The organism is Exiguobacterium sp. s26, from assembly GCF_018618235.1.
Taxonomy (GTDB): Bacteria; Bacillota; Bacilli; order Exiguobacteriales; family Exiguobacteriaceae; genus Exiguobacterium; species Exiguobacterium chiriqhucha.
In genome coordinates this window covers 1-21,550 of the sequence record NZ_JACSLS010000016.1, presented here as the reverse complement: position 1 = coordinate 21,550, position 21,550 = coordinate 1, and the positions used below count along the sequence as shown (strand labels likewise).

Genomic DNA, 21,550 nt, shown 5'->3' with positions numbered 1-21,550 from the left:
AAGGAGTGACCTGAGTGCTCGACCGCCTGATCCGCCTCGTCATCGACGTCCGCCATCGGTTCAAGGACCATCATATTAACGACTATAGCGCGACGCTCGCCTTCTTCTGGTTTCTCGCCATCTTCCCGACGTTCGTCCTCTTGTTCGCCGTCATGGCGTGGTTCGGGATTGACGACGCCTTGTTGATCGAACAGATTGAGATTCTCATCCCGGGTTCGAGTGTTCGGGACATGCTGTCGATTGTCTATGACGTCAGCGGCAACATCAACGCCGGCCTCGTCTCAATCGGGGCCATCATCGCCGTCTGGTCGGCATCGAACGGGACGGCCCGCCTCGTCAAGCTGACCGTGTTCGCCTACGGGGAGACAGAGGCCCGGAGCTACGTCGTTCGTCGTTTAATCGGTTTGCTCACGCTCATCGCCTTCAGCGTCGGTGCCGTCATCTTGATTGTGTTCCATATCTTTGGCCGTGAGTTCGTCGAGCTCATGTATACGTGGTTTCCAAGGCTCGAGGACTTCGACCGGCTGGCTACGCTCACCCGGTATACGGTGTCGACGGTCATCCTTATCTTCGCGTTCTCCATGTTCTATAAGATTGCCCCGCAACAGCGCGTCCGTTTCGTCGAGACGCTACCGGGTGCCATCTTCGCCGTCATCTCCTGGCAGATGCTATCGACGGGCTATAGCGTCTACGTCGACCAGTTCTCGATGTTTGGCGATACGTACGGGACGATCGGCATCGTTATCTTGCTCCAGATCTGGCTCTACTTGACGGCGGCGACGATGCTGCTCGGTGCTGAAATCAACGCGGCCTGGCCCGACCATATGCGGCGTACCCGTTATAAGACACATTTCCCATAAAAATTGAAAAGATATGGTTAGCATTTTTTGACAACGTGCTATAATACAACACGTTAAGCGGGAAAATAATCCATATCTAAGATTTTTGAAAGCGGGTGAACGCATGGCGAGACATAAGAAGAAATCAAGTTGGAAAAAGGTGTTGGCGATCACGCTCGGCGTCCTGACCATTTTCCTCGTCGCCGGGGGTCTGTTCGTCTGGTCGATGTACCGGGACGTAAACGAGACGGTGACGAAAGTGAACGATAATCTCGAAATCAGTCAGGAACGGAAACAGGTCGAGACGATCGAACAGAAAGAATCGGTGTCGGTGTTACTGCTCGGGATTGACCGCCGTGACGGCGAGCAGGGACGGAGTGACTCGATCATCGTCATGACGCTCAACCCGACGACGGACGAAGGCGCGATGCTAAGCATCCCGCGCGATACGAAGACCGAAATCGTTGGCAAAGGCATGAACGATAAAATCAACCATGCCTACGCCTTCGGTGGGGCCGAGATGGCGATGAACACAGTCGAAGGGTTACTCGATATTCCGATCGATTACGTCGTCGAGGCTGACATGGAGGCGTTCACCGAGGTGGTCGACGCGCTCGGCGGCATCACGGTGACGAACGACTTCGCCTTCTCCGCGGATGGTTATAACTATCCGATTGGACAGGTCGATTTGAACGGTGCTTCGGCGTTGTCATACGCCCGGATGCGTTATGAAGATCCGAACGGGGACTTCGGTCGCCAAGAGCGGCAACGTGCCGTCGTCGCGGCCATCGTCGAGAAGGGGCGTTCCGACTTCTCGGTCGACAAAGTGACGAAGCTGTTAGACGTCGCCGGCAACCGGGCCAAGACGAACATCGAGTTCAATGAGCTCGTGACGTTGTCGACGGACTATATGAAGGCGTTCCGTAACGCCAGCACGCTACGCATCGAAGGGTCGGGCGGTCTGGAGTCGGACGGCATCTATTACTGGAATCCGGATTCGGCCTCGCTCGCCGACGTCCAAGCCGAGCTGCAGCGCTTGATGAACTAAGTCATTCCTTATGGGATGGCTTTTTTTGCGTTTGAAAATCGTGGTTCGGTGGGACTGATAAAGAGACACTGAGGAGGGATATCATGCTTTGGGAAACTGTTGAACCGATTATCAATCGATTAGAGGACGACCATACATCGGAAGACTGGAAAGAGCTGTTCGCCAAGTGGGACGGCCATCATTGGCATGACGGGGAGAATGTGAGCGAAAAGACAAGCGTCCTCATGATTGACGCCAACTCCATCACGGCAGACGGGAGTCCGGACTTGGATGCGCTCCATGACTTGTTGAAAGAACACGTCCAGGCGTCAATCAGCGACTTGTATCTCGTCTCGCTGTTCCCGTATCCGGCCAAGCCGACCGATACGGCAATCAATCCGCGTATCCGGTTATACGAGGACCTCGGACGCTTCAAGCATGAGTTCGAACTCATGTACGATACGGAGCCTGACGTCTATAACGAGTTACAGTTCAATCTACTAGAGGAGACGGACGCCTTTATCGAGCGGCTCGCCCAAGGCGCGACGAAGTTACGCGTCCATGTCCAGTCGTTCCGCGGCATGTCCGAGGAAAGCATTCAACGCGTTGTCGAACTGTGGCACACGGTGCTCCATCACTATAAACCGCATGGACAATTGATTCTCGCCTATGAAGGAGACGTTCAGGCACTCGGCTCATACATCAGCGTTGCCGATGCGATTTGTCACTTCGACCTCGCCTCGCACACGATGCTCGCCTTCGCGCAAGGAGATGCCAAGAAGTTGTCCGACTGGGCGAATCGAATCGAGGCGCCAGGAGAAGGAAAGACGTACTTCAACTTCTTGTCGATTCATGAACGCGACCCGTTCGAGAAGAACTTGATCGATCCGAGCGTCGACATGATTCTCGCAGCGCACAGCATCTTGTTCTCGCTCCAAGGCATCCCGACCGTTGATTACCGGACGCTGCTCGGCGTCCAGACACCGGTCGATCATGACGCGCTCATTCAAGAGCTGAAGACGGACCCGTATCGCCTGCAGGTATTCTCGGGCATCATCAGCCAGTTGAACGTCAAACGGATACACCCGGCGTTTTCACCTTATGCTGAGCAGCGAATCGATACGTCTGATAAGCGCGTCTTCACAGTCGAAAGAAAGAGTGAAGAGGAGGCGCTCATGCTGTATACGAACGTCAGCAATGAGCCGGTAACTGTGCGGACGAGCGGGATAAACCTGTTCACTGGGGAACCCGTTAAGTCGATTGAACTCGACGCATACGGGTTTGTTTGGGTGAAATCTGAATAGGTCTTTTGATTCAAAATTGAATTGTGTGATTTAGGTGTATTGACTCACGAATCATTTGGTAGGAAAATGGAGATAGAAGGAATTTCCATGACAAAATTCTACATACACCTAAGGAGCGAATTCCGATGAATCAGTCACTATTTATGCATGTCTTGAGCCTGACGTTCCATTCATTTTCGTATTGGATGTTCGCGACGCTATTCATCGCGTTAGCGGGCTTCGTATTTTTCTACATGTGGGACCGTGAGTTTGCAATCGAGTACCGGACGATTTGGCGCAAGTTTTACTACTTGATGTTCGCAGCGTTCGTCTTGTTCGGATTAATCGTCGGCGAGTTCACGTTCGACGCAGCGTGGGCGCTCGCAGGCATCGCTATCGTGATTGCCGTCCTTGACTTCGGGGTGCTCGTCACGCCAGGCAAGGAACCTGAAATCATTGAAGTGGACATGACAAAACCCCTTACCGAAGAACAGTGATGTTCTCGTGTAAGGGGTTTTTCTTATGCCCGGTAACCGTTCGGATTGTTCGATTGCCAGTTCCAGGCGTCGCGGCACATGGCGCGGACGTCATGTTTCGCTTCCCAGCCGAGCACCTGTTTCGACTTCGATGGATCAGCAAAGCACATAGCGATATCGCCCGGTCGGCGCGGCGTCACTTGGTACGGGACGCGTTTCCCACTTTCCGCCTCGAACGCATGCACGAGGTCGAGGACGCTATAGCCGGTCCCGGTCCCTAAGTTGAACGCTTCGGCACCGGTATGTTCCATGACATAGTCGAGTGCCTTCAAGTGACCCTCGGCCAAGTCGACGACGTGAATATAGTCACGGACGCCGGTCCCGTCCGGTGTGTCGTAATCGTCACCGAACACACTCAGTTCGTTCAAGCGGCCGACGGCGACTTGCGTGATATACGGCATCAAATTGTTCGGGATATCGAACGGGTCTTCGCCGATTTGACCCGATTTGTGGGCGCCGATCGGATTAAAGTAACGCAATAGGGCGGTGCTCCACGATGGGTCGGCGACAGCAAGGTCGCGCATGATGTCTTCAATCATCAGTTTCGTCCGTCCGTATGGATTTGTCGCGCTGAGCGGGAACGACTCGTCAATTGGTGTCCGTTCCGGCATGCCGTAGACGGTCGCCGATGAGCTGAAGACGATGCGTTTCACGTCGAATGCGTTCATCACTTCTAAAAGGACGGTCGTGCCGACGACGTTGTTCTCGTAGTAGCGGAGCGGCTCTGATACCGACTCGCCGACAGCTTTTAATCCAGCGAAGTGGATGACGGCGTCGATTGTATGCGTCAAAAAGATTTGTTCTAGTAACTCGCGATCAAGGATATCGCCCAGATAGAACGTGACTGATTTTCCAGTCAATGCCTCAACGCGTTCGAGCGCCTCGCGGCGACTGTTCGATAAATTGTCTAACACAATGACATCATGACCAGTTTCAAGCAATTGTAAAACAGTGTGAGTACCGATATAACCGGCACCGCCTGTGACTAAAATAGTGCTCATATGAATGACCCCTTCCAAAAATCCTCTATTGATTACTTCTCAGTTAAACGCACTCGGGTCTGTCCGTTTGTGCCTTCGAATAAGCGGAGTGAATACGTCTCACTCTCGTAAACTACTGCATCGTCCGTCTCTAGGACCGGTTCGCCGAGCGGGCTGAATACCTCGCGCGTCGTTTGTGTGTTCGTCCAATCGATGGCATGTACTTTGTCTTGTTGAATGACGAAGAAGCCGCCGTTATAGAACGCATAGGCGTTCAACGCATCTGTCTCACGACCGTAAGGCGTACCGATTGTTTCCGTGAGCGCTGCCTCATTCATGGCGAAGAAATCAGGAATCGCTTCACCGAGCCAATCGTTATTCAAATTCGTGTTCACCCAATCGAGCAGGACACTGTCCGTTAAGTCACGTTGTGGCCAGTCGGTCGTGACCGCGTCGAGTGGGGCCCATGCTGTCGTCCCATCCAAATTTACTTCAACGTGTTCATCTTGTTCCTTTAAAATCTCATAGCGGTCGCCGATATCTCCTATATAGGTGACTGTCGTACCGTTTGGCTCTGAAACGAGATTAACGTTTTTCGAGGCGAGCCAGACGTAATTCGTTTCTGCCTCTTGGACGACCGGTTCAGGATCCGGCTTCGGTGTTTCCTCGACAACTTTTGCTTCTTGTTTTGGTGCTAACAAGTCCATTACATATGGATACCCGATATAGCCACCGCCTATGAGTAAAGCGAGGAGGAAAAGGGCACCAATCCATTTCCCGGACTTTCGACGTGGTCGGGCTGGTTCGATCGTCCGTTGATATTTGGCTCGTTCCGCGCGAGACGGTACTGGCGCTTCTGGCATATAACGTTGCTTTGGAGCGGATGGTTTTTCTTCCACTTTTGGAGCTTCGACTACGGTTGGTTCAGGAACGATTACGACTGTTTTTTCAACAGCTGACGTCTCATTGACCGTTGTCTTGTCAATAGGATTAGATTGCGTACTCGTTGCTTTTTTGTTCAATACATTCTCATGCATCTCGAGTAAAGACACATAGTATGGAAGAAACATGGCATCTTTCTTGCCATCTTTGATCCAAGCGGCGAAGTCTGCCGCCGATTTTTCATCGGTCGAAAGCGTTGTATTCGTCGTACTGGTCAATTCTTCAAAGGACCTACTTAACGATTTTCCGTCCCCTAAATTATGTTTGATGGCATCTTGCAGTTTTGTACGTGTTGCCGCATTCGTGTCTGCGTACAACTGGAGTAGGCGCTCACTAACGTGCACTATTGTCTCCTCCTTTTGTTAAGTTCTTCCTAACAAAGTTTATCAGATTTACATACCAAAAAACCCAAATTTTAAAAAATGGGTCATCAACTGTGAGGATTTTTGCTATAATGTTTTGGTATTGGCATTGTTAAATATTATCTGCGGAATTTTTCCAGTAGTGAATTTAGAGAACAGAGGAGAGAAAACACGAACATGAAAGAAGAAACGATTTCCCTTGGAGAATTATTTTCTATCATAAAACGGAGCAAATGGCTCATCGTAAGCTTAGCAATCATCGCGGCACTTGTTGCCTTTTTAGTTAGTTCATTCGTGATAAGCCCAACGTACGAAGCATCGACACAGGTATTGGTAGCTCCTAAACAAGGTGAAAACATGCCTTTGGATAATAGTCAAATCCAGTCATCCGTTACACTTGTTAATACGTACCGCGTCATCATTCAAAGTCCAGCAATTTTAGAGCAGGTTCAAGAAAACGTGATTGGAGCTCCAGATAATATTAGTAATTTGATTACGGTTAACAGTGAACAAAGTTCACAAGTCATTAACATTAAAGTCCAGCACACCAATCCAGTGCTAGCAACGGATATCGCCAACGAAATCAGCGATGTTTTTTCAAAAGAAGTTCCCGAATTGATGAGTGTCGATAATGTCAAAGTTCTTTCGAAGGCTTCGGTACCGGTGTTTCCAGTCAGTCCAAACATTCTATTGAATATAGCCATCGCAACAATTATTGGCTTAATGATAGGTTTTGCTATTGCATTCCTCAAGGTTGTTTTAGATCGTCGTATTAAAACAGAGCAAGACGTCGAAAATATATTAGAATTGCCCGTTCTCGGGTCGATTCCTGTTATCGATAAAGTGGAAATGATGCAACAACGTCAAGCTAACGTGAAAGGTGAACAAGTCCATGTTTAAGTTCGGAAAAAAGAAGAGCAAACATATTAAATATGACAAGACGGGCCGTGAATTGATTACAGTCCACAAACCGAAGTCACCAATCTCTGAACAGTATCGCACAATTCGGACAAATCTCGAATTTACGGCAGTCGATGACGATCTACAGACGATGGTTATTACGTCAGCATCTTCAGGAGAAGGGAAATCTACCACTTCGTCGAACCTTGCAGTCGTCTACGCACAGCAAGGGAAGAAAGTGTTGTTAGTTGACTGTGATATGCGTCGTCCAACGGCGCACTTCACGTTCCGTCTCTCAAACGGGATTGGACTTTCAACTGTATTAGCTAAAAAAACTACAATTGAAAAGGCTACTCACAAAACTCAAATTGAAAACTTAGATCTGATTGCGGCAGGCCCGATTCCACCAAACCCATCAGAACTGTTGTCTTCGAAAATGATGGACCGTGTCTTGGAAGAACTTCGAGCTAATTATGACATCATTATTTTAGATGCGCCTCCAATGATGCAAGTGGCAGATACACGTCTCTTAGCCCGTAAAGTTGATGGGGTTGTTCTTGTCGTCGGCTGCGACAAATCAGATCGTCAAATGGTCGTCAAAGCAAAAGAACAATTGACGCTCGCTGAAGCTCATATTCTCGGTGTTGTGTTGAATAAACGCGAACCACAAGGCAGCGATGATTACTATTACTATTATGCATACGAATAAAAGGAGAGCGTGCCATGATTGATATCCATTGTCACTTATTGCCGGCCGTTGATGACGGTCCGGAAACAGTCGAACAAGCGGTCGAGATGGCGAAGCGCGCTGTAAGTGAAGGGGTGACCGCAATTGTGGTCACCCCCCACGCGTTTCACCCGCAGTTTGATACGAGCCAATTAGATGTACCAAATGCTGTGACAAAACTTCAAAACGTGCTTCGACAAGAAAACATCAATCTCGACTTATATCCAGGACAAGAGATTCGTATTTTTGGTGATCTTGTTGAATCTTTAGAGCAAGGTAAAGCGTTATCCCTTGCTGGATCACGTTATGTGCTCATTGAGTTCCCAAGTGACTCTGTACCAGCTTATGCTGAACAGCTCTTCTTCGGCCTTCAAACAGAAGGCTACACACCAGTCATCGCTCACCCAGAACGTAATAAAGAGTTCGCAACGAACCCGAAACGATTAATGGACTTCGTTTCGTCTGGCGCGCTTTCGCAGATTACGACGAGTAGTTTGACTGGTGAGTTTGGTCAGAACGTGAAGGATTTGGCTTTTGCATTCCTTCGTAATGGATTGAGTCATTTAATTGCATCAGACGCCCATAGTACAGGACGCCGAACATTTTATTGGACCGAAGTCGAAAAGGTTGTTCGTAAAGAGCTAGGTCAAGACAAGTGGGAGAATTATGTAGTCAATGCAGAAGCCGTTATGAAGGATGAATTTGTATTCATAGATCCTCCAACATTACCAACTAAAAACTGGCGAGGAAAATGGAAAAAATAATTTACTTTTTGTCAAATACTAATTATTGACAATCTATCTAAAAATATGATTCTTTTGTCGACAACTGTCGAACGATTTTAGGTTTATTTTACTCCTCGTATGTTTTTATATTAGGTCGAAAGTGATAACCTTAATTTATAATTTTGAAAGGATGTAAGTTACATCCTTTTTTCTATGAATCAGACATATAATATATATTTACCCATAGAGGAGTGTATTGAATGACAATTAAAAGAGTGAAGAAAGCAGTTATTCCGGCGGCTGGTTTAGGCACACGGTTTTTACCTGCAACGAAAGCGATGCCGAAAGAGATGTTACCGATTGTCGATAAACCCACGATCCAATATATTATTGAAGAAGCTGTCGAATCGGGAATTGAAGATATCTTGATTGTGACGGGCAAAGGCAAACGAGCTATCGAAGACCATTTTGATTCAGTTCCGGAACTTGAGCAGACATTGATTGAAAAAGGAAAATCTGAATTTTTGAAACTTGTTGAAGAAACTACGAACATAAACATTCATTTCATTCGTCAGTCAAAACCAATGGGTCTTGGACATGCAGTTCTTCAAGCTAAAGCGTTTGTTGGTGACGAACCGTTTATTGTTATGCTTGGCGACGATATCGTGCAAGCAGAAACTCCATGTACTAAGCAGTTAATTGAACAATACAACAAGACTGAAAGCTCAATCATCGGTGTGCAACCGGTCTCTCGCGATGTGACACATCGCTATGGAATCGTTGATCCTCAAGCATCGCTTGAAGGCGGATTACATAAAGTGGAGTCGTTTGTTGAAAAACCGGCTCCAGGAACAGAGCCATCGAACTTGGCTATTTTAGGGCGTTACTTGTTTACTCCACAAATTTTCAAATTTTTAGAGACGCAAGTTCCTGGTGCGGGTGGCGAGATACAGTTGACAGATGCAATCACACGTTTGAACGAGGTACAACGTGTTTTTGCGTATGAGTTCTCTGGTAAACGTTATGATGTTGGCGAGAAGCTCGGGTTTATCCAGACAACTTTAGAATTCGCATTAGCTAGAGAAGACTTACATGACGACGTGTTAAAGATGATTACGCAATTAGTAGAAGAAAATGCTTCTATGAATGTAATCAACTAAGGGGAGGGAAGATAATTGTCGATTCCTGAACTAGGTCGGAAATCATTTCGGACAAGTGTATTAGTGTTTTTTGATATTACTGCGATTTTATCTTCTATGTTTGTAACGTACTTCTTTTTATATCCAATTGAATTTATTGAGAATGTAGATCGTAATCATTTTGTAGAGTCTGCTTTACTATATAGTGTGCTATTTATTGTGATGGCCGGTATCAGTCGCCTGTATCGAGTTGCATGGCGCTTCGCTAGTATGTCAGAAGCCATTCGTCTTGCTGTGACTCTTATAATGAGCACATTCGTTTTGTATGCCCTCCAATTTGTAGTTTATGGTGAGGCGATGGAACGGATGTTATTTCTCAGCTTCTGCCTATCTCTTTTATTATTAGGTGGCATTCGCTTAGGCTCACGTATTTATGTGACATGGAAACACGAGCAACGTTCGATTTTACGTGGTCGTAACGTGAAGCGCCGTAAAGATGAAAAGAGAACACTCATCATCGGGGCGGGGCAAGCTGGACGTATGCTTGTCCGTCAAATCAATCAGTCGGATAATCACCGGATGAACCCGGTCGGGTTCATTGATGACAATCGCCACCTACAAAATTTGACTGTCAACGGCGTGAAAGTCGTCGGGACGTTAGGGAAGTTAGAATCAGTCGTTGAGAACGAAGCGATTGATAAAATCGTCTTCGCTATCCCGTCGATGAACTATAAAGATCGTCTTGCTGTTATTAAGCGAGCGAAAACACTCTGTACAAATGTACACACGTTACCAATGATTGAAGAAGTTGCAACTGGCAAAGTCGCGGTCAATCAAATGAGACAAGTGTCGATTGAAGATTTGCTCGGTCGTGAACCAGTCGAACTCGATATTTCTGGTATTCAATCAGAAGTTGAACGAAAAACGGTTCTTGTCACCGGTGCCGGGGGCTCAATCGGATCTGAAATTTGTCGTCAAATCTTGAAGTTCAAGCCAGAGCGATTATTATTGCTCGGACACGGTGAGAACAGTATCTATTTAATTGAGCGTGAGTTACGAGAGTTAAATTTAGAAGTAGAACTTATTCCAGTTATTGCTGATGTACAAGACGTAGAACGTTTACGCGATGTCTTCATGATGTACTCACCACACTTAGTCTTCCACGCGGCAGCGCACAAACACGTACCTTTAATGGAAGCAAATCCGCACGAAGCTGTTAAAAATAATATATATGGGACAAAAAATGTCGCTGAGATGGCGGATGAATTCGGAGCGGCTCGATTTGTTATGATTTCAACAGATAAAGCAGTTAATCCAACAAATGTCATGGGGTCTACGAAACGAGTTGCTGAGATGATTATTCAAAACTTGGCTAAGACTAGTCGTACAAAGTTTGCTGTTGTCCGCTTTGGAAACGTTCTAGGCAGCCGTGGATCGGTTATTCCGTTATTCAAGACACAGATTGAAAAAGGTGGTCCAGTCACGGTGACACACCCGGATATGACACGCTATTTTATGACAATTCCTGAAGCAAGTCGTCTTGTTATTCAGGCAGGAACACTTGCCGACGGTGGAGAAGTGTTCGTACTTGATATGGGTGAGCCGGTGAAGATTGTTGATCTTGCTCGTAACATGATTAAGTTGAGTGGATTCACGGAAGATCAAATATCAATAGCCTTTAGCGGAATCCGACCCGGGGAGAAGATGTTTGAAGAGTTACTAAAAGAAGGCGAAGTTCATCCTGAAGCTGTTTACCCAAAAATCTTTACAGGGATTGTATCAGAGGAAACAAATTTGGATGAAAAACTAGCACGAATGAACGAACTCAAGACGAGCGAAACGCTGGGTTTGTATCTTATTAACTGGGCAAATGATCGCTTAGATTTAAAAAACTTGAATTTAAATAAAGACGTACGCGAAACAGTCTAATAAATGGAGTGTTAATGATGAAATATAGCGAATTAAAACGAATAATCGACTTTACTCTCTCTTCAATAGGCCTAATTATTTTGGCGCCTTTATTTATCGGAATTATGATTGCGATTAAATTGGAGTCGAAAGGGCCAGTTTTTTTTAAACAAAAACGTGTTGGACTTCATCAATCGCATTTTAATATTTTAAAGTTCCGGACGATGCGAATTGACGCGCCTAAAGATACACCGACGCACTTGCTAGCAGAACCAGAAAAGTACATTACGAAAACAGGGAAGATTCTTCGGAAAACAAGTTTGGATGAACTTCCCCAAATTATTAATATATTAAAAGGTGAGATGGCAGTGGTTGGTCCGCGCCCTGCGCTTTGGAATCAAGATGATTTAATTGCTGAACGAGATAGATATGGAGTGAATAACATTTTACCAGGTTTGACGGGTTGGGCTCAGATTAATGGAAGAGATGAATTGTCTATTGAAAATAAAGTCAAGTTAGACGCAGAGTATATGCGAAGAATTGGTATTGGTATGGATTTAAGGTGTTTTTTTGGAACTCTTGTTAGTGTATTAAAAAGGGATGGGGTTGTTGAAGGTTCTAGAATAAATAACGTGCATGAATCAAAATAGGTAGTGGAATTTAAATTGGGTTAACTTCTTAAGACATTAGTATAGTAGGATTGAGAGTTAGATTTAAAAGGAGGCACAATGACATAATGAGCTTTTCAGTATTATTGTCAGTATATATAAAAGAGAAAAGTGATTACTTTGATAAAGCCTTAGAGAGTATTTTAATAAATCAAACTTTAATTCCAGATGAAGTTGTAATTGTTAAGGATGGTCCTTTAACTGAAAATCTTGAAAATATTATTGATAAATATTTAATAATGTTTCCATCTCTAATTAAAGTAATTCCCTTAGAAACTAACCATGGCTTAGGAGAAGCATTAAATATTGGGTTGGAGAATTGTTCCCATGACTTAGTTGCTAGAGCTGACACGGATGACATCAACCATCCAAAGAGATTTGAAAAGCAGATTGAGTTATTTAGTCAAAGAAGTGATCTAGCGCTAATAGGAACAAATATTGCAGAGTTCTATGACTCACACAAACATACTCAAACTGTCAAAGTCTTGCCTGAAAAATCAAAAGATATATTTAATTGGGCTAAGAAAAGAAATCCAGTTAATCATATGACCGTAATGTTTAGAAAAGAAGCGGTTGAAGCAGCTGGCGGGTATAAACATTTGTTTTATTTAGAAGATTATTATTTATGGGTTAGGATGTTGAGTAAAGACTTTTTGTTTTACAACCTTCAAGAACCACTTGTGTACGTTAGGACTGGCGATGAGCAATTTTTAAGAAGAAGTAATCGAAAATACATTAAGGGATGGTACGTATTACAAAAAGAAATGCGCTCGAAAGAAATGATTAATTTTTTTGAGTTAATAATTAGTATGATAAGCATCACTGTTTTTATATTCATCCCTGTAAGATTAAAAAAATATATTTATCAATTTTTTTTAAGAAAAAAACAATAATGAAAAATAAACATAAAATGAAATATTTCACTAGAAAGGATAAATTATGAAAATAGCTGTTATCATTCCGTATTTTGGAGACCTACCTAAAAACTTTGAGTTGTGGTACCATTCTTGTGCACAAAATAAAAGTATTGATTGGTTTTTAATTACAGACAATGAAATCAACCTTCCAAAAATAGATAACATAAAAATTACTAATATGAGTATTGCCGACATAAATAATCGTATACAGAGTGAAATTGGAGAACAATACAAAATTAGTAAACCGTATAAATTATGTGATTTCAAACCATTTTACGGGTTGATTTTTAAAGATTTTGTAGTAAATTATGATTTTTGGGGTTATTGCGATATGGATTTAATTTTTGGTGATCTAAATAATTTTTTACCTATAGAAAAATTGAAAAAAACTGATATGTTTCAATTATGGGGTCATTTTACGTTAATTAAAAACGATGATATTTTGATTAAACAAATAAAACGTGAATTAAACCAACTTTTTAACTTAGATACAATTTTGAAAAGTGAAGTTGTTTGGGCATTAGATGAGTTTGCAATGCCAGCAGTAATGAGTAAATTAAATAATATTGTATTATACAATAACTCTATAATTGCTGACATTGTACCTTATAACAATAAACTTTATTTAAGTCATTGCGAGAGAAAAACTAATTATATATTCCGTTATGATGGGAAATCAATTTATGGGTATTACATTGATGAAAAAAATACTGTAGCAAAAAAAGAATTTATGTATGTCCATTTTCAAAAAAGAAAGTTAAGCGTAAACGTAGACATAAATTCAAATTCAAATATTTATATTACTGAAAATTCTATTAGTAATATTGAAAAAATTGATATTAAAGAGTTTCTTAATAAAAAATACAATAAAGTAGAAAAAATTGAAATGAAGTTTGCTAGGATAAAAAATACAGTAAATAAGATTTGGAAATTGATAACGGAACGAAACTTAACTAAAACTATAAAATATAGAAAGCGTTGCGATGAACTTTTTGTAAATAAGAGTAGTATTTAATACAGGAAATCAAGCAATAATAATTCGGGGGACTTTTGATGATCGTGAAAGAAAGCAATACTTTTATTGCAAAAGTAAAAGCAAACTTGAGAGCGCAAATAAAGGAACTTTCAATAAAATTTTTTTACAATGAGCTTACTAGAAAAAGAGCAATGGTTTTAGCTAATAACTTACTATACATTCAAAAAAATACATTTAGAAAAAAAATAAAGTGTAATTATGATATTTTTAATTACAATCAATTGCTTATTGATACACACTTTAAGTGCGATGAGTATTATAAAGGAAACTATTTCTATGGTATTTCAAACAGTATTAAAACTTTTTCTGGGTTCAATGACCCTATTAAAGCATGCATAGAACATGGAGTTTACTTTGGTGACATAGTACCAGAAATAGAAAGTTACAATAGTGGGCTTCCAGCTATTATCACTTTTAGCGACGAGAGAAAAAAACACATAAGAAAAGTAACCAAGAAACCAGTATTCTCGATTGGACCTTATATCTCTTATACAAAAAACTACTGTTCTAAAGAGCAATTAGAATCTTATAAAAATAAATTTGGTAAAACTCTTCTTGTGTTCCCTTCCCATTCTGTAGACAGAGTAAGAGCTACATTTAATACAGCAGAGTTCGTTGAAAAAATTAAAGATTTTAAAGTGACGTACAATTTTGATACAGTAATTGTCTGTTTATATTATAGAGATATTGAGCATGGTCGAGGCAAACTTTACGAAGAAAATGGATTTGTAGTTACTACGGCAGGACGTAGGGAAGACCCTAATTTTTTGGGGCGCTTAAAATCACTGATTTCATTGTCAGACTACACAATGTCTAACAGTGTAGGTACTCACGTAGGCTATTCAATCGTCTTAGAGAAGCCACATATGATTATTCCTCAGAAAACAATCTATGAAGCGGACTATGAACCTGATTTGGAACAAGCACCCGAATTATTCTATACCCAAAGTGTTTTAGATAAAAAAGAAGTCTTAGATACATTTACAAGTTATTCGGAATCCATTACTGAGGATCAAAGAAAAGTTTGCAACAAATTTTGGGGAATTGAAAATGTTAGGTCTAGTGATGAAATTCAATTTATTTTAGATTTTTGCGAAAAAGTTTATCGTTTATCTAAAGGAAAAGAAAAAAGATATGTGGATTCATCGTATAAAGTTAAAGAAAAGAATACTAAATACAAAAAAATTTTAGATGAAGCAATGAAATGAGGTGAGTTATCATTGATTTCTTTAAAGCACTTCAACACTGTTGTAGTTTCACTATACGTCTTTCTAATGTTTTTTATAATACCAATAGAGTGGCGTGATTATTTAACTATAACGTTAGTAATGTTAGTGTCTTTGTCATTTTTGCTAAAAAAAGGTGAAAAAACTATCAAGGTTAAATATTTATTTTTTCTTATTTTTTTGATAGCCCTGCTAATGATTATTAGTTTAACAACCGATTTTACTATAGTTAATATTGCGTACAGTACAGTTTTTATTTTAATACTATTTTACATTTTTCATGGGGAAAACTATAGCTATGATAAGATGTACTCTAAATTTGATTGGATTTATTTAATAGCTCTAACTTCGATTACCCTACAACTAATTTTTCAGTTGATCAATGGAGGTATATATTTTGGTGATTTTTCACTTTATAGTGCGTGGGATAGAAACTACGCAGCTATCGCATTGTTTCTATTCATTAGCTACTGTGACAAGCGAAAATATAAGTTTGGATTGATTATAGGATTTATTTATGCTTATTACATTGGTTCAAGATCATTTATATTAATGCTATTATTATTATATAGTGTAAAAGGAATTAAAAAAGTTATACTATATTTTAAAAAAAATAAAAACAATTCAGTAAGAAATCAAGTAACATCTATAAAAATATTTATTATTTTTATAGGGATTTTTTTTGTTTCTTCGGCATTCAGTTATTACTGGGTATTTCACATTTCTGACAGTAATGTCTCATCTTATCATGAAGGTTTAAATGATAATTCAAATGCAGTAAGGTTCCGAGGAAATATAAATGCATTAGAGTTACTTGCCAATGATAAACATCTTTTACTTTACGGATACGATAACGAAATTAGAAGTGCATTAAATATTGATAATAGTATTGATTCTCATGAGATGTACTTAGGGTATCGGTTGGTTCAACCGCATAACTCAATAATAAATATGTTAATTAAAAACGGAATCATCTATTCAATAATTTACTTAATAATGCTGAGTGTGCTACTAAGGAAATATTTTAACTTTAACAACTTAGAATATATAATTCCTTTTTTAGTAAATAGTATGATTATGCATGAGATGTTTATAACCGGGTATCTATTTTTTTGGATTTTTGTTTTAAGTGTTCCGATTAAATCAAAAACGTATAAAAAAGCTTTAAATTTTAGATTGAAAGTAAGTGCGTAACTATTTTTCCAACTATTTTTTGTATTGCTATAAAAATGCGTTCTTAAAGAAATTCATAGTCGATCTTTTATCTTTAATATGAATTTCTTTAAGATCTAAATGCTTTACTGTTTTGTATGAAGATAATTAATATTCCTGCCGTATAATTCGTTGAGGTGTGAAACCGTTTTTTGAGGTATTTAGCAAGTTGAATTCTTTGTGATTCTTTTAATATCAAAAAGTTATTATTTGATATTAAAGGTTCAAACAATGTGATTGGAGCTAGTTTAGGGTGGATATTAGAAATATATTTAAAAGTGAGAAAATAATCTCTGTTATCAAGTATTCCTCCATAAAATATATAGCATTACTAATGGGTTTTTTAACAGGAATTGTTAACGCAAAAGTTTTGGGACCGGAAAAATTCGGGGTTCTAGGTAATATAATGTTAATATTAACATATATCAGTTTTTCTAGTTTAGGAGTTCTTTATTCGATGAATAGAGAATATGTGATTTTTGAATCCAATAGTGATTCAGAGGGAACTAGAAAAGTATTATGGACTACATTTACTTTCTTATCAATTTTATCTGTGGTTTTACTCGTTGTTAGTATAGGAACCTTGTATTTAATCGATGGAATATTGCGGGATTTTATCCTCTTAATTTTTATTATAGGAATATTTGATCAGTATAGAAATTTTTATGTAAATTATTTCAGATTAACCAACAGGTACAGAGGTATTAATCACATAGAATTAATTAAACACGTATTATCTTTTATTATTATCATTATTACTATTAAATATTTTGAAATTTATTCTGTACTAGTAGCTATGCTAATAACTAGCCTCATGGTATTTTTATACGGATATAAATATAGTGAAAGAATAAAAATTAAATTGGATATTGTTGTATTAAAAAGTTTATTAGTAATAGGGCTTCCGCTGTTAATCTACAATTTAGGTTTTTATTTATTAACATCTTTAGACAGAGTCATGATCATTAAATATTTAGGATATATTGATCTAGGTTATTATACATTTTCTAGCCAAATTGTTATTGCGACATTAACATTTATTTCTTCAGTTTTATTTCTATATTATCCTCAAGCAATTAAAATTTTAAATATAGACAATGGGATGGATAAAGAGAAAATTATTCAAAAAACAGAAGAATATACAAAATACGTTGAAATATTAGGGGTTATATTGTATTTAGCTGGTGCTATTTTAATTGTGCCACTTGTCTATTTAGTAGCTCCTCAATATGTAGAGAGTATTAATATATATAGATTGTTGGTTTTTGGGACCATCGCCACGCAAATTGCTTACTTTTCTAACGTATTTATAGTATCTAACAAAAAACAAATTTATCTTATATATTTGCAGATTATTTCACTGTTTATTGCGTTCATTTTGAACTATACTCTGATACACCTTGGTTATGGAATTATTGGGGTGTCGCTTGCGACCTCAATTACAACAACTCTGTATTCTGTAGTACAACATTTCATTTATTTAAAAATATTGAACCCAAATGAAAATCATATCAAAAACACTTTTAAAGTCTATTATAAATTTACTATTTTTATAGTTTTAGGATCTGTTCTTACATTGCTGAATATGAATATATTATGGTACAGTATTGGGCTATTGCTTTTAACTACTAGTTTGTATTTTAACTATTTTAGATTTTTTTGGAAAAATCTCATAAATAAAAAAATGGAGTGATATCTTTTGGAAATATTAGCGATTATCCCTGCAAGAGGTGGTTCAAAAGGAATACCAAGAAAAAATGTCAGACTGATGAATGGTAAGCCATTAATATCCTATTCAATTGATAATGCTAAAGCCTGCGATTTGATCACTGATGTCGTTGTCTCAACGGATGATGAAGAAATTGAAAGCATAGCAAAATTAAGCAATATTTATTGTATCAAGAGAAATAATGATTTATCTGATGACAACGTCACTCTAGATCCGGTTGTTTATGATGCTGTAAAAAAAATGGAGCAAAAGAATAATAAAAGCTACGATATTATAATTACTCTTCAACCAACATCTCCACTATTAAGTGTAGAAACACTTAATAATGCATTAAAAAGTTTTTTAATTTCTAGTAAAGATACTTATATCAGTGCAGTCAATAATCCTCATTTGTCATGGTCGTCTAAAGGTGATAAATACTCGCCTAATTACCGAAAAAGGTTAAATAGACAAGAATTACCACCGAATTTTATTGAAACGGGTGCTTTCTTTATCACTAGGAGAAAATTTATTACACCTGACAGTCGTATGGGGGAAAATGTATCAATTTTTGAAGTTCCTGAAAAAGAGTCAGTGGATATTGATACAAAGAATGATTGGATTGTCTGTGAAAACGAGTTAAAGAAAAAAAGGATCGTATTTCGAGTTGATGGTTTTAAAGAACGCGGTATGGGTCATATTTACCACTGCCTGACTTTGGCGTATTATTTGACTGGTCACGAAGTTATGTTTGTTTTAAATGAAAAACACTTTGAGGGCGTAGTTAAGATTAAAAATAGTTTTATGCCTTATACGTTAATTAATTCTGACGAAGAATTTTTTGTATTTTTAGATAATTGGAATGCCGATATTATTGTTAACGACTGTCTGGATACAGAGAAAGTATACATTAAAAAATTGAAACAATTAGCAGAAAAAGTAATTACTATTGAAGATTTAGGTGAGGGCGCTAAGTACGCTGATTCAGTAATAAACGCTCTCTATAATAATACTGTAAAAGCTCCGAATGAATACTATGGTGAACGCTACGTATGTCTTAGAGACGAATTTCTTATAAATACACCAAAAGAATTTTCAAAAGAAATTAAAAATGTACTAGTTATGTTTGGAGGAACAGATCCTTCGAACTTAACTGAAAAAATTTATACTTGGGCAAAGTCACATAATAATTTAGGTGGGGAAATTAATTTCATTTTTATTACTGGAAAAGGATATAATAGTAACGAACATAATGTTCATACCATTGAAAATAAAAATATTTTTGTTCTAAATGATGTAAAAAGAGTAAGTGATTACATGAAAAATGCGGATATTGCTTTTACGTCGCAAGGGCGAACTGTATTTGAATTAGCTTCATTAGGTGTTCCGTCAATTGTTCTAGCACAAAACAAACGCGAACAGTTGCACACTTTTGCTCAGATGCAAAACGGTTTTTTAAACTTGGGTCTCGGTAAGGATATATCTATAGAAACTATTGAATCCACTTTCAATTGGTTACTGAATTCTAATCAAATAAGACATGAGATGCGTGAATTAATGCTAAGACATGATTTAAAAAAAGGAATTGATAGAGTAATAAATCTTATATTAAAGGAGAATTGAAAATGAATACAATTATTGAAAGATCAAAAAATAACGAATTTGTTTTAATAGCGGAAATAGGAGTTAATTATTATGACATCGCTAAAAAAATGCAGATTACCCCTATGAATGCGGCGAAATTAATGATAATGGAGGCAAAAAAAGCAGGTATTCATGCAGTGAAGTTTCAAACTTATAAAGCAGAAACGTTGGCAGCTAAAGAATCTCCTTCTTATTGGGATACCACAGAAGAAGCTACCACTTCTCAATTTGAACTTTTTAAAAAATTCGATGGATTTGGTTACGACGAGTACAAAGAATTAGCCCAATACTGTAATGACTTAAAAATTGAATTCCTATCTACTGCATTCGATATTGAGTCTGCTGACTACCTTGAAAGTCTTATGAATGTTTACAAAATCTCATCTTCTGATTTGAATAATTTACCATTTGTTGAATATCAAGCTAAAAAAGGAAAACCTATTATTCTTTCAGTTGGAGCAGCTAATGTTGAGGAAATCGACCAAACACTTGAAACAATTAGAAAATATAATAATGAGCCGCTAATTCTAATGCACTGTGTCTTAGAATATCCTACTCCGTATAATCACGCCAATCTCAATAAGATTCTAAGCTTGAAAGAGCGATATAGCGATGTAATAATTGGATATTCTGACCATACAAAACCGGATCCGAATGCAGATATTGTAAAAACTGCGTTTAATTTAGGCGCCATAGTAGTCGAAAAGCATTTTACATTAGATAAAACTTTATCTGGTAACGATCACTATCATGCCATGGATACAAATGATGCAAAAAATATTGTGCAAGGAATTGAATTTATTGAAACAATTCGAGGGTCATATGATATTAACTGTCTTGAGTCAGAGTTAACTTCTAGAAAAAATGCTAGAAGGTCATTAGTGGCGATTAATTTTATTGAAAAAGGAAAAACTATTACCGCTGACATGCTCACTTTCAAAAGACCTGGGACGGGTATTTCTCCTGCGGATATTGATAAGGTAGTGGGTAGAAAAGCTTTAGTGGATATTCAAGAGGATTCTATTCTTGAGCAGAGTATGTTATTTTGAAAAACCATTTACTTCTTATAATGTGAACAACAGATTAAAGTTGACTGTTTTTATTAAAAATGCCATTTGAACTGCCCCATAAAAGTTGGACACAAAAATCCAACTTTTATGGGGTGTTTTTATGCAAATTTACGAAGGAGTTTAAAATCCAGGTTGCCGAATGCCACTTGACGGAGAAGGAAGGCTATAGGACGTTAGGAATAACGTAATGAACGCCTGTACGAGCTACTGAGCAAAAACGACGATCCAACCGTGGTTGAGGACCATCCTTATGATGTGGTCTGGCAAGTGAGTATTGCGGAGACAGAGAGCCACTAGTGCGGACGACTGAGCCACCAAATGCGGAGACTGAGCCAGTCAATACGAAGGAAAAGGCCATCGATGACTCGATGGCCAAAACCTTAACTTATCCCTAGTCCATGGCGTTCCCTCATTGAGGTTTCACCGTCGACCAGGATTTTATAGGAGTCGTGTACGATCCTGTCCAGAATCGCGTCCGCGATTTAGGCCTGTCCTAGCTTCGAATGACACCCCTCGGGTGCGAATTGGGAACAGAAGATGGTCGAGGAACGCTTCAGCCTTGCCTCGACGATTTCTAACAGATGCATCACATGCTCCTGTGGGAGCTCGGTGAGTGTGTAATGCAAAATAGGAGTGCAGAAGTGTGCAACGGAAACGTACACAACTCTGCACTCCTATTTTAGAAAAGAAAAAGGACTTGC

General features: G+C 39.3%; 19 protein-coding genes and 1 pseudogene. 17 read left to right on the top strand and 3 right to left on the bottom strand.

Annotated features, from left to right (window positions below):
* The first annotated feature begins 14 nt into the window (after window positions 1-14).
* The 4 genes from KNP82_RS14605 (at window position 15) to KNP82_RS14590 (ending at window position 3,646) form a co-directional block, all read left to right on the top strand.
* Window positions 15-860, top strand: coding sequence for a YihY/virulence factor BrkB family protein (locus tag KNP82_RS14605; RefSeq protein WP_214828598.1), 846 nt, complete (start codon window positions 15-17; stop codon window positions 858-860).
* Window positions 861-963: 103 nt separating this feature from the next.
* Window positions 964-1,887, top strand: a complete 924-nt coding sequence (locus KNP82_RS14600; RefSeq protein WP_214828596.1) for an LCP family glycopolymer transferase — start codon at window positions 964-966, stop codon at window positions 1,885-1,887.
* Window positions 1,888-1,970: 83 nt separating this feature from the next.
* Window positions 1,971-3,170, top strand: a complete 1,200-nt coding sequence (locus KNP82_RS14595) for an alpha-amylase family glycosyl hydrolase (protein ID WP_214828593.1) — start codon at window positions 1,971-1,973, stop codon at window positions 3,168-3,170.
* A 125-nt stretch (window positions 3,171-3,295) separates the two neighbouring features.
* On the top strand, window positions 3,296-3,646 hold the full coding sequence (locus KNP82_RS14590; protein WP_144060657.1) for a hypothetical protein: 351 nt from the start codon (window positions 3,296-3,298) through the stop codon (window positions 3,644-3,646).
* A gap of 23 nt (window positions 3,647-3,669) precedes the next feature.
* Here KNP82_RS14590 and galE read toward each other — a convergent pair whose 3' ends face one another.
* Window positions 3,670-4,686 carry a UDP-glucose 4-epimerase GalE gene (galE, locus tag KNP82_RS14585; RefSeq protein ID WP_214828590.1) on the bottom strand — a complete coding sequence of 339 codons (1,017 nt, stop codon included), beginning with the start codon at window positions 4,684-4,686 and terminating at the stop codon, window positions 3,670-3,672.
* A gap of 32 nt (window positions 4,687-4,718) precedes the next feature.
* Window positions 4,719-5,951 (bottom strand): flagellar basal body-associated FliL family protein, encoded by a 1,233-nt coding sequence (locus KNP82_RS14580; protein ID WP_214828587.1) that lies wholly within the window; start codon window positions 5,949-5,951, stop codon window positions 4,719-4,721.
* Between the two features lie 195 nt (window positions 5,952-6,146).
* Here KNP82_RS14580 and KNP82_RS14575 point away from each other — a divergent pair, with 195 nt between their 5' ends.
* The 13 genes from KNP82_RS14575 to KNP82_RS14515 all read left to right on the top strand — a co-directional run bounded on the left by KNP82_RS14575 (window position 6,147) and on the right by KNP82_RS14515 (window position 20,828).
* A complete protein-coding gene (locus tag KNP82_RS14575) occupies window positions 6,147-6,869 on the top strand; it encodes a YveK family protein (RefSeq protein ID WP_214828585.1) in 723 nt (240 codons plus the stop codon).
* On the top strand, window positions 6,862-7,578 hold the full coding sequence (locus tag KNP82_RS14570) for a CpsD/CapB family tyrosine-protein kinase (RefSeq protein ID WP_214828583.1): 717 nt from the start codon (window positions 6,862-6,864) through the stop codon (window positions 7,576-7,578). The genes KNP82_RS14575 and KNP82_RS14570 overlap by 8 nt, the downstream gene beginning before the upstream one ends.
* Before the next feature lie 14 nt (window positions 7,579-7,592).
* Window positions 7,593-8,360 (top strand): tyrosine-protein phosphatase, encoded by a 768-nt coding sequence (locus KNP82_RS14565; protein ID WP_214828581.1) that lies wholly within the window; start codon window positions 7,593-7,595, stop codon window positions 8,358-8,360.
* A gap of 221 nt (window positions 8,361-8,581) precedes the next feature.
* Window positions 8,582-9,481: a UTP--glucose-1-phosphate uridylyltransferase GalU gene (galU, locus tag KNP82_RS14560; protein ID WP_251128779.1), complete on the top strand. Its 900-nt coding sequence runs from the start codon at window positions 8,582-8,584 to the stop codon at window positions 9,479-9,481.
* Window positions 9,482-9,496: 15 nt separating this feature from the next.
* Window positions 9,497-11,389 carry a polysaccharide biosynthesis protein gene (locus KNP82_RS14555; protein ID WP_251128778.1) on the top strand — a complete coding sequence of 631 codons (1,893 nt, stop codon included), beginning with the start codon at window positions 9,497-9,499 and terminating at the stop codon, window positions 11,387-11,389.
* 17 nt (window positions 11,390-11,406) lie between these two features.
* Window positions 11,407-12,018, top strand: a complete 612-nt coding sequence (locus tag KNP82_RS14550) for a sugar transferase (protein ID WP_214828579.1) — start codon at window positions 11,407-11,409, stop codon at window positions 12,016-12,018.
* A gap of 86 nt (window positions 12,019-12,104) precedes the next feature.
* Entirely contained in the window at window positions 12,105-12,929 is an 825-nt protein-coding gene (locus tag KNP82_RS14545; protein ID WP_214828577.1) for a glycosyltransferase, read from the top strand.
* 46 nt (window positions 12,930-12,975) lie between these two features.
* Window positions 12,976-13,968, top strand: a complete 993-nt coding sequence (locus tag KNP82_RS14540; RefSeq protein WP_214828575.1) for a DUF6625 family protein — start codon at window positions 12,976-12,978, stop codon at window positions 13,966-13,968.
* 38 nt (window positions 13,969-14,006) lie between these two features.
* A complete protein-coding gene (locus tag KNP82_RS14535) occupies window positions 14,007-15,197 on the top strand; it encodes a hypothetical protein (protein WP_214828572.1) in 1,191 nt (396 codons plus the stop codon).
* A 12-nt stretch (window positions 15,198-15,209) separates the two neighbouring features.
* Window positions 15,210-16,409, top strand: a complete 1,200-nt coding sequence (locus tag KNP82_RS14530) for a hypothetical protein (RefSeq protein ID WP_214828569.1) — start codon at window positions 15,210-15,212, stop codon at window positions 16,407-16,409.
* A gap of 271 nt (window positions 16,410-16,680) precedes the next feature.
* The gene (locus KNP82_RS14525; protein ID WP_214828567.1) at window positions 16,681-18,120 is read left to right on the top strand and encodes a lipopolysaccharide biosynthesis protein; all 1,440 of its coding nucleotides are present in this window, start codon (window positions 16,681-16,683) and stop codon (window positions 18,118-18,120) included.
* Between the two features lie 6 nt (window positions 18,121-18,126).
* Window positions 18,127-19,758, top strand: a complete 1,632-nt coding sequence (locus KNP82_RS14520; protein WP_214828565.1) for a cytidylyltransferase domain-containing protein — start codon at window positions 18,127-18,129, stop codon at window positions 19,756-19,758.
* Between the two features lie 2 nt (window positions 19,759-19,760).
* Window positions 19,761-20,828, top strand: a complete 1,068-nt coding sequence (locus KNP82_RS14515) for an N-acetylneuraminate synthase family protein (protein WP_214828563.1) — start codon at window positions 19,761-19,763, stop codon at window positions 20,826-20,828.
* A 401-nt stretch (window positions 20,829-21,229) separates the two neighbouring features.
* Here KNP82_RS14515 and KNP82_RS15580 read toward each other — a convergent pair.
* Window positions 21,230-21,469 (bottom strand): annotated as a pseudogene (locus KNP82_RS15580) (ATP-binding protein); the annotation flags it as partial.
* Window positions 21,470-21,550 lie beyond the last annotated feature (81 nt).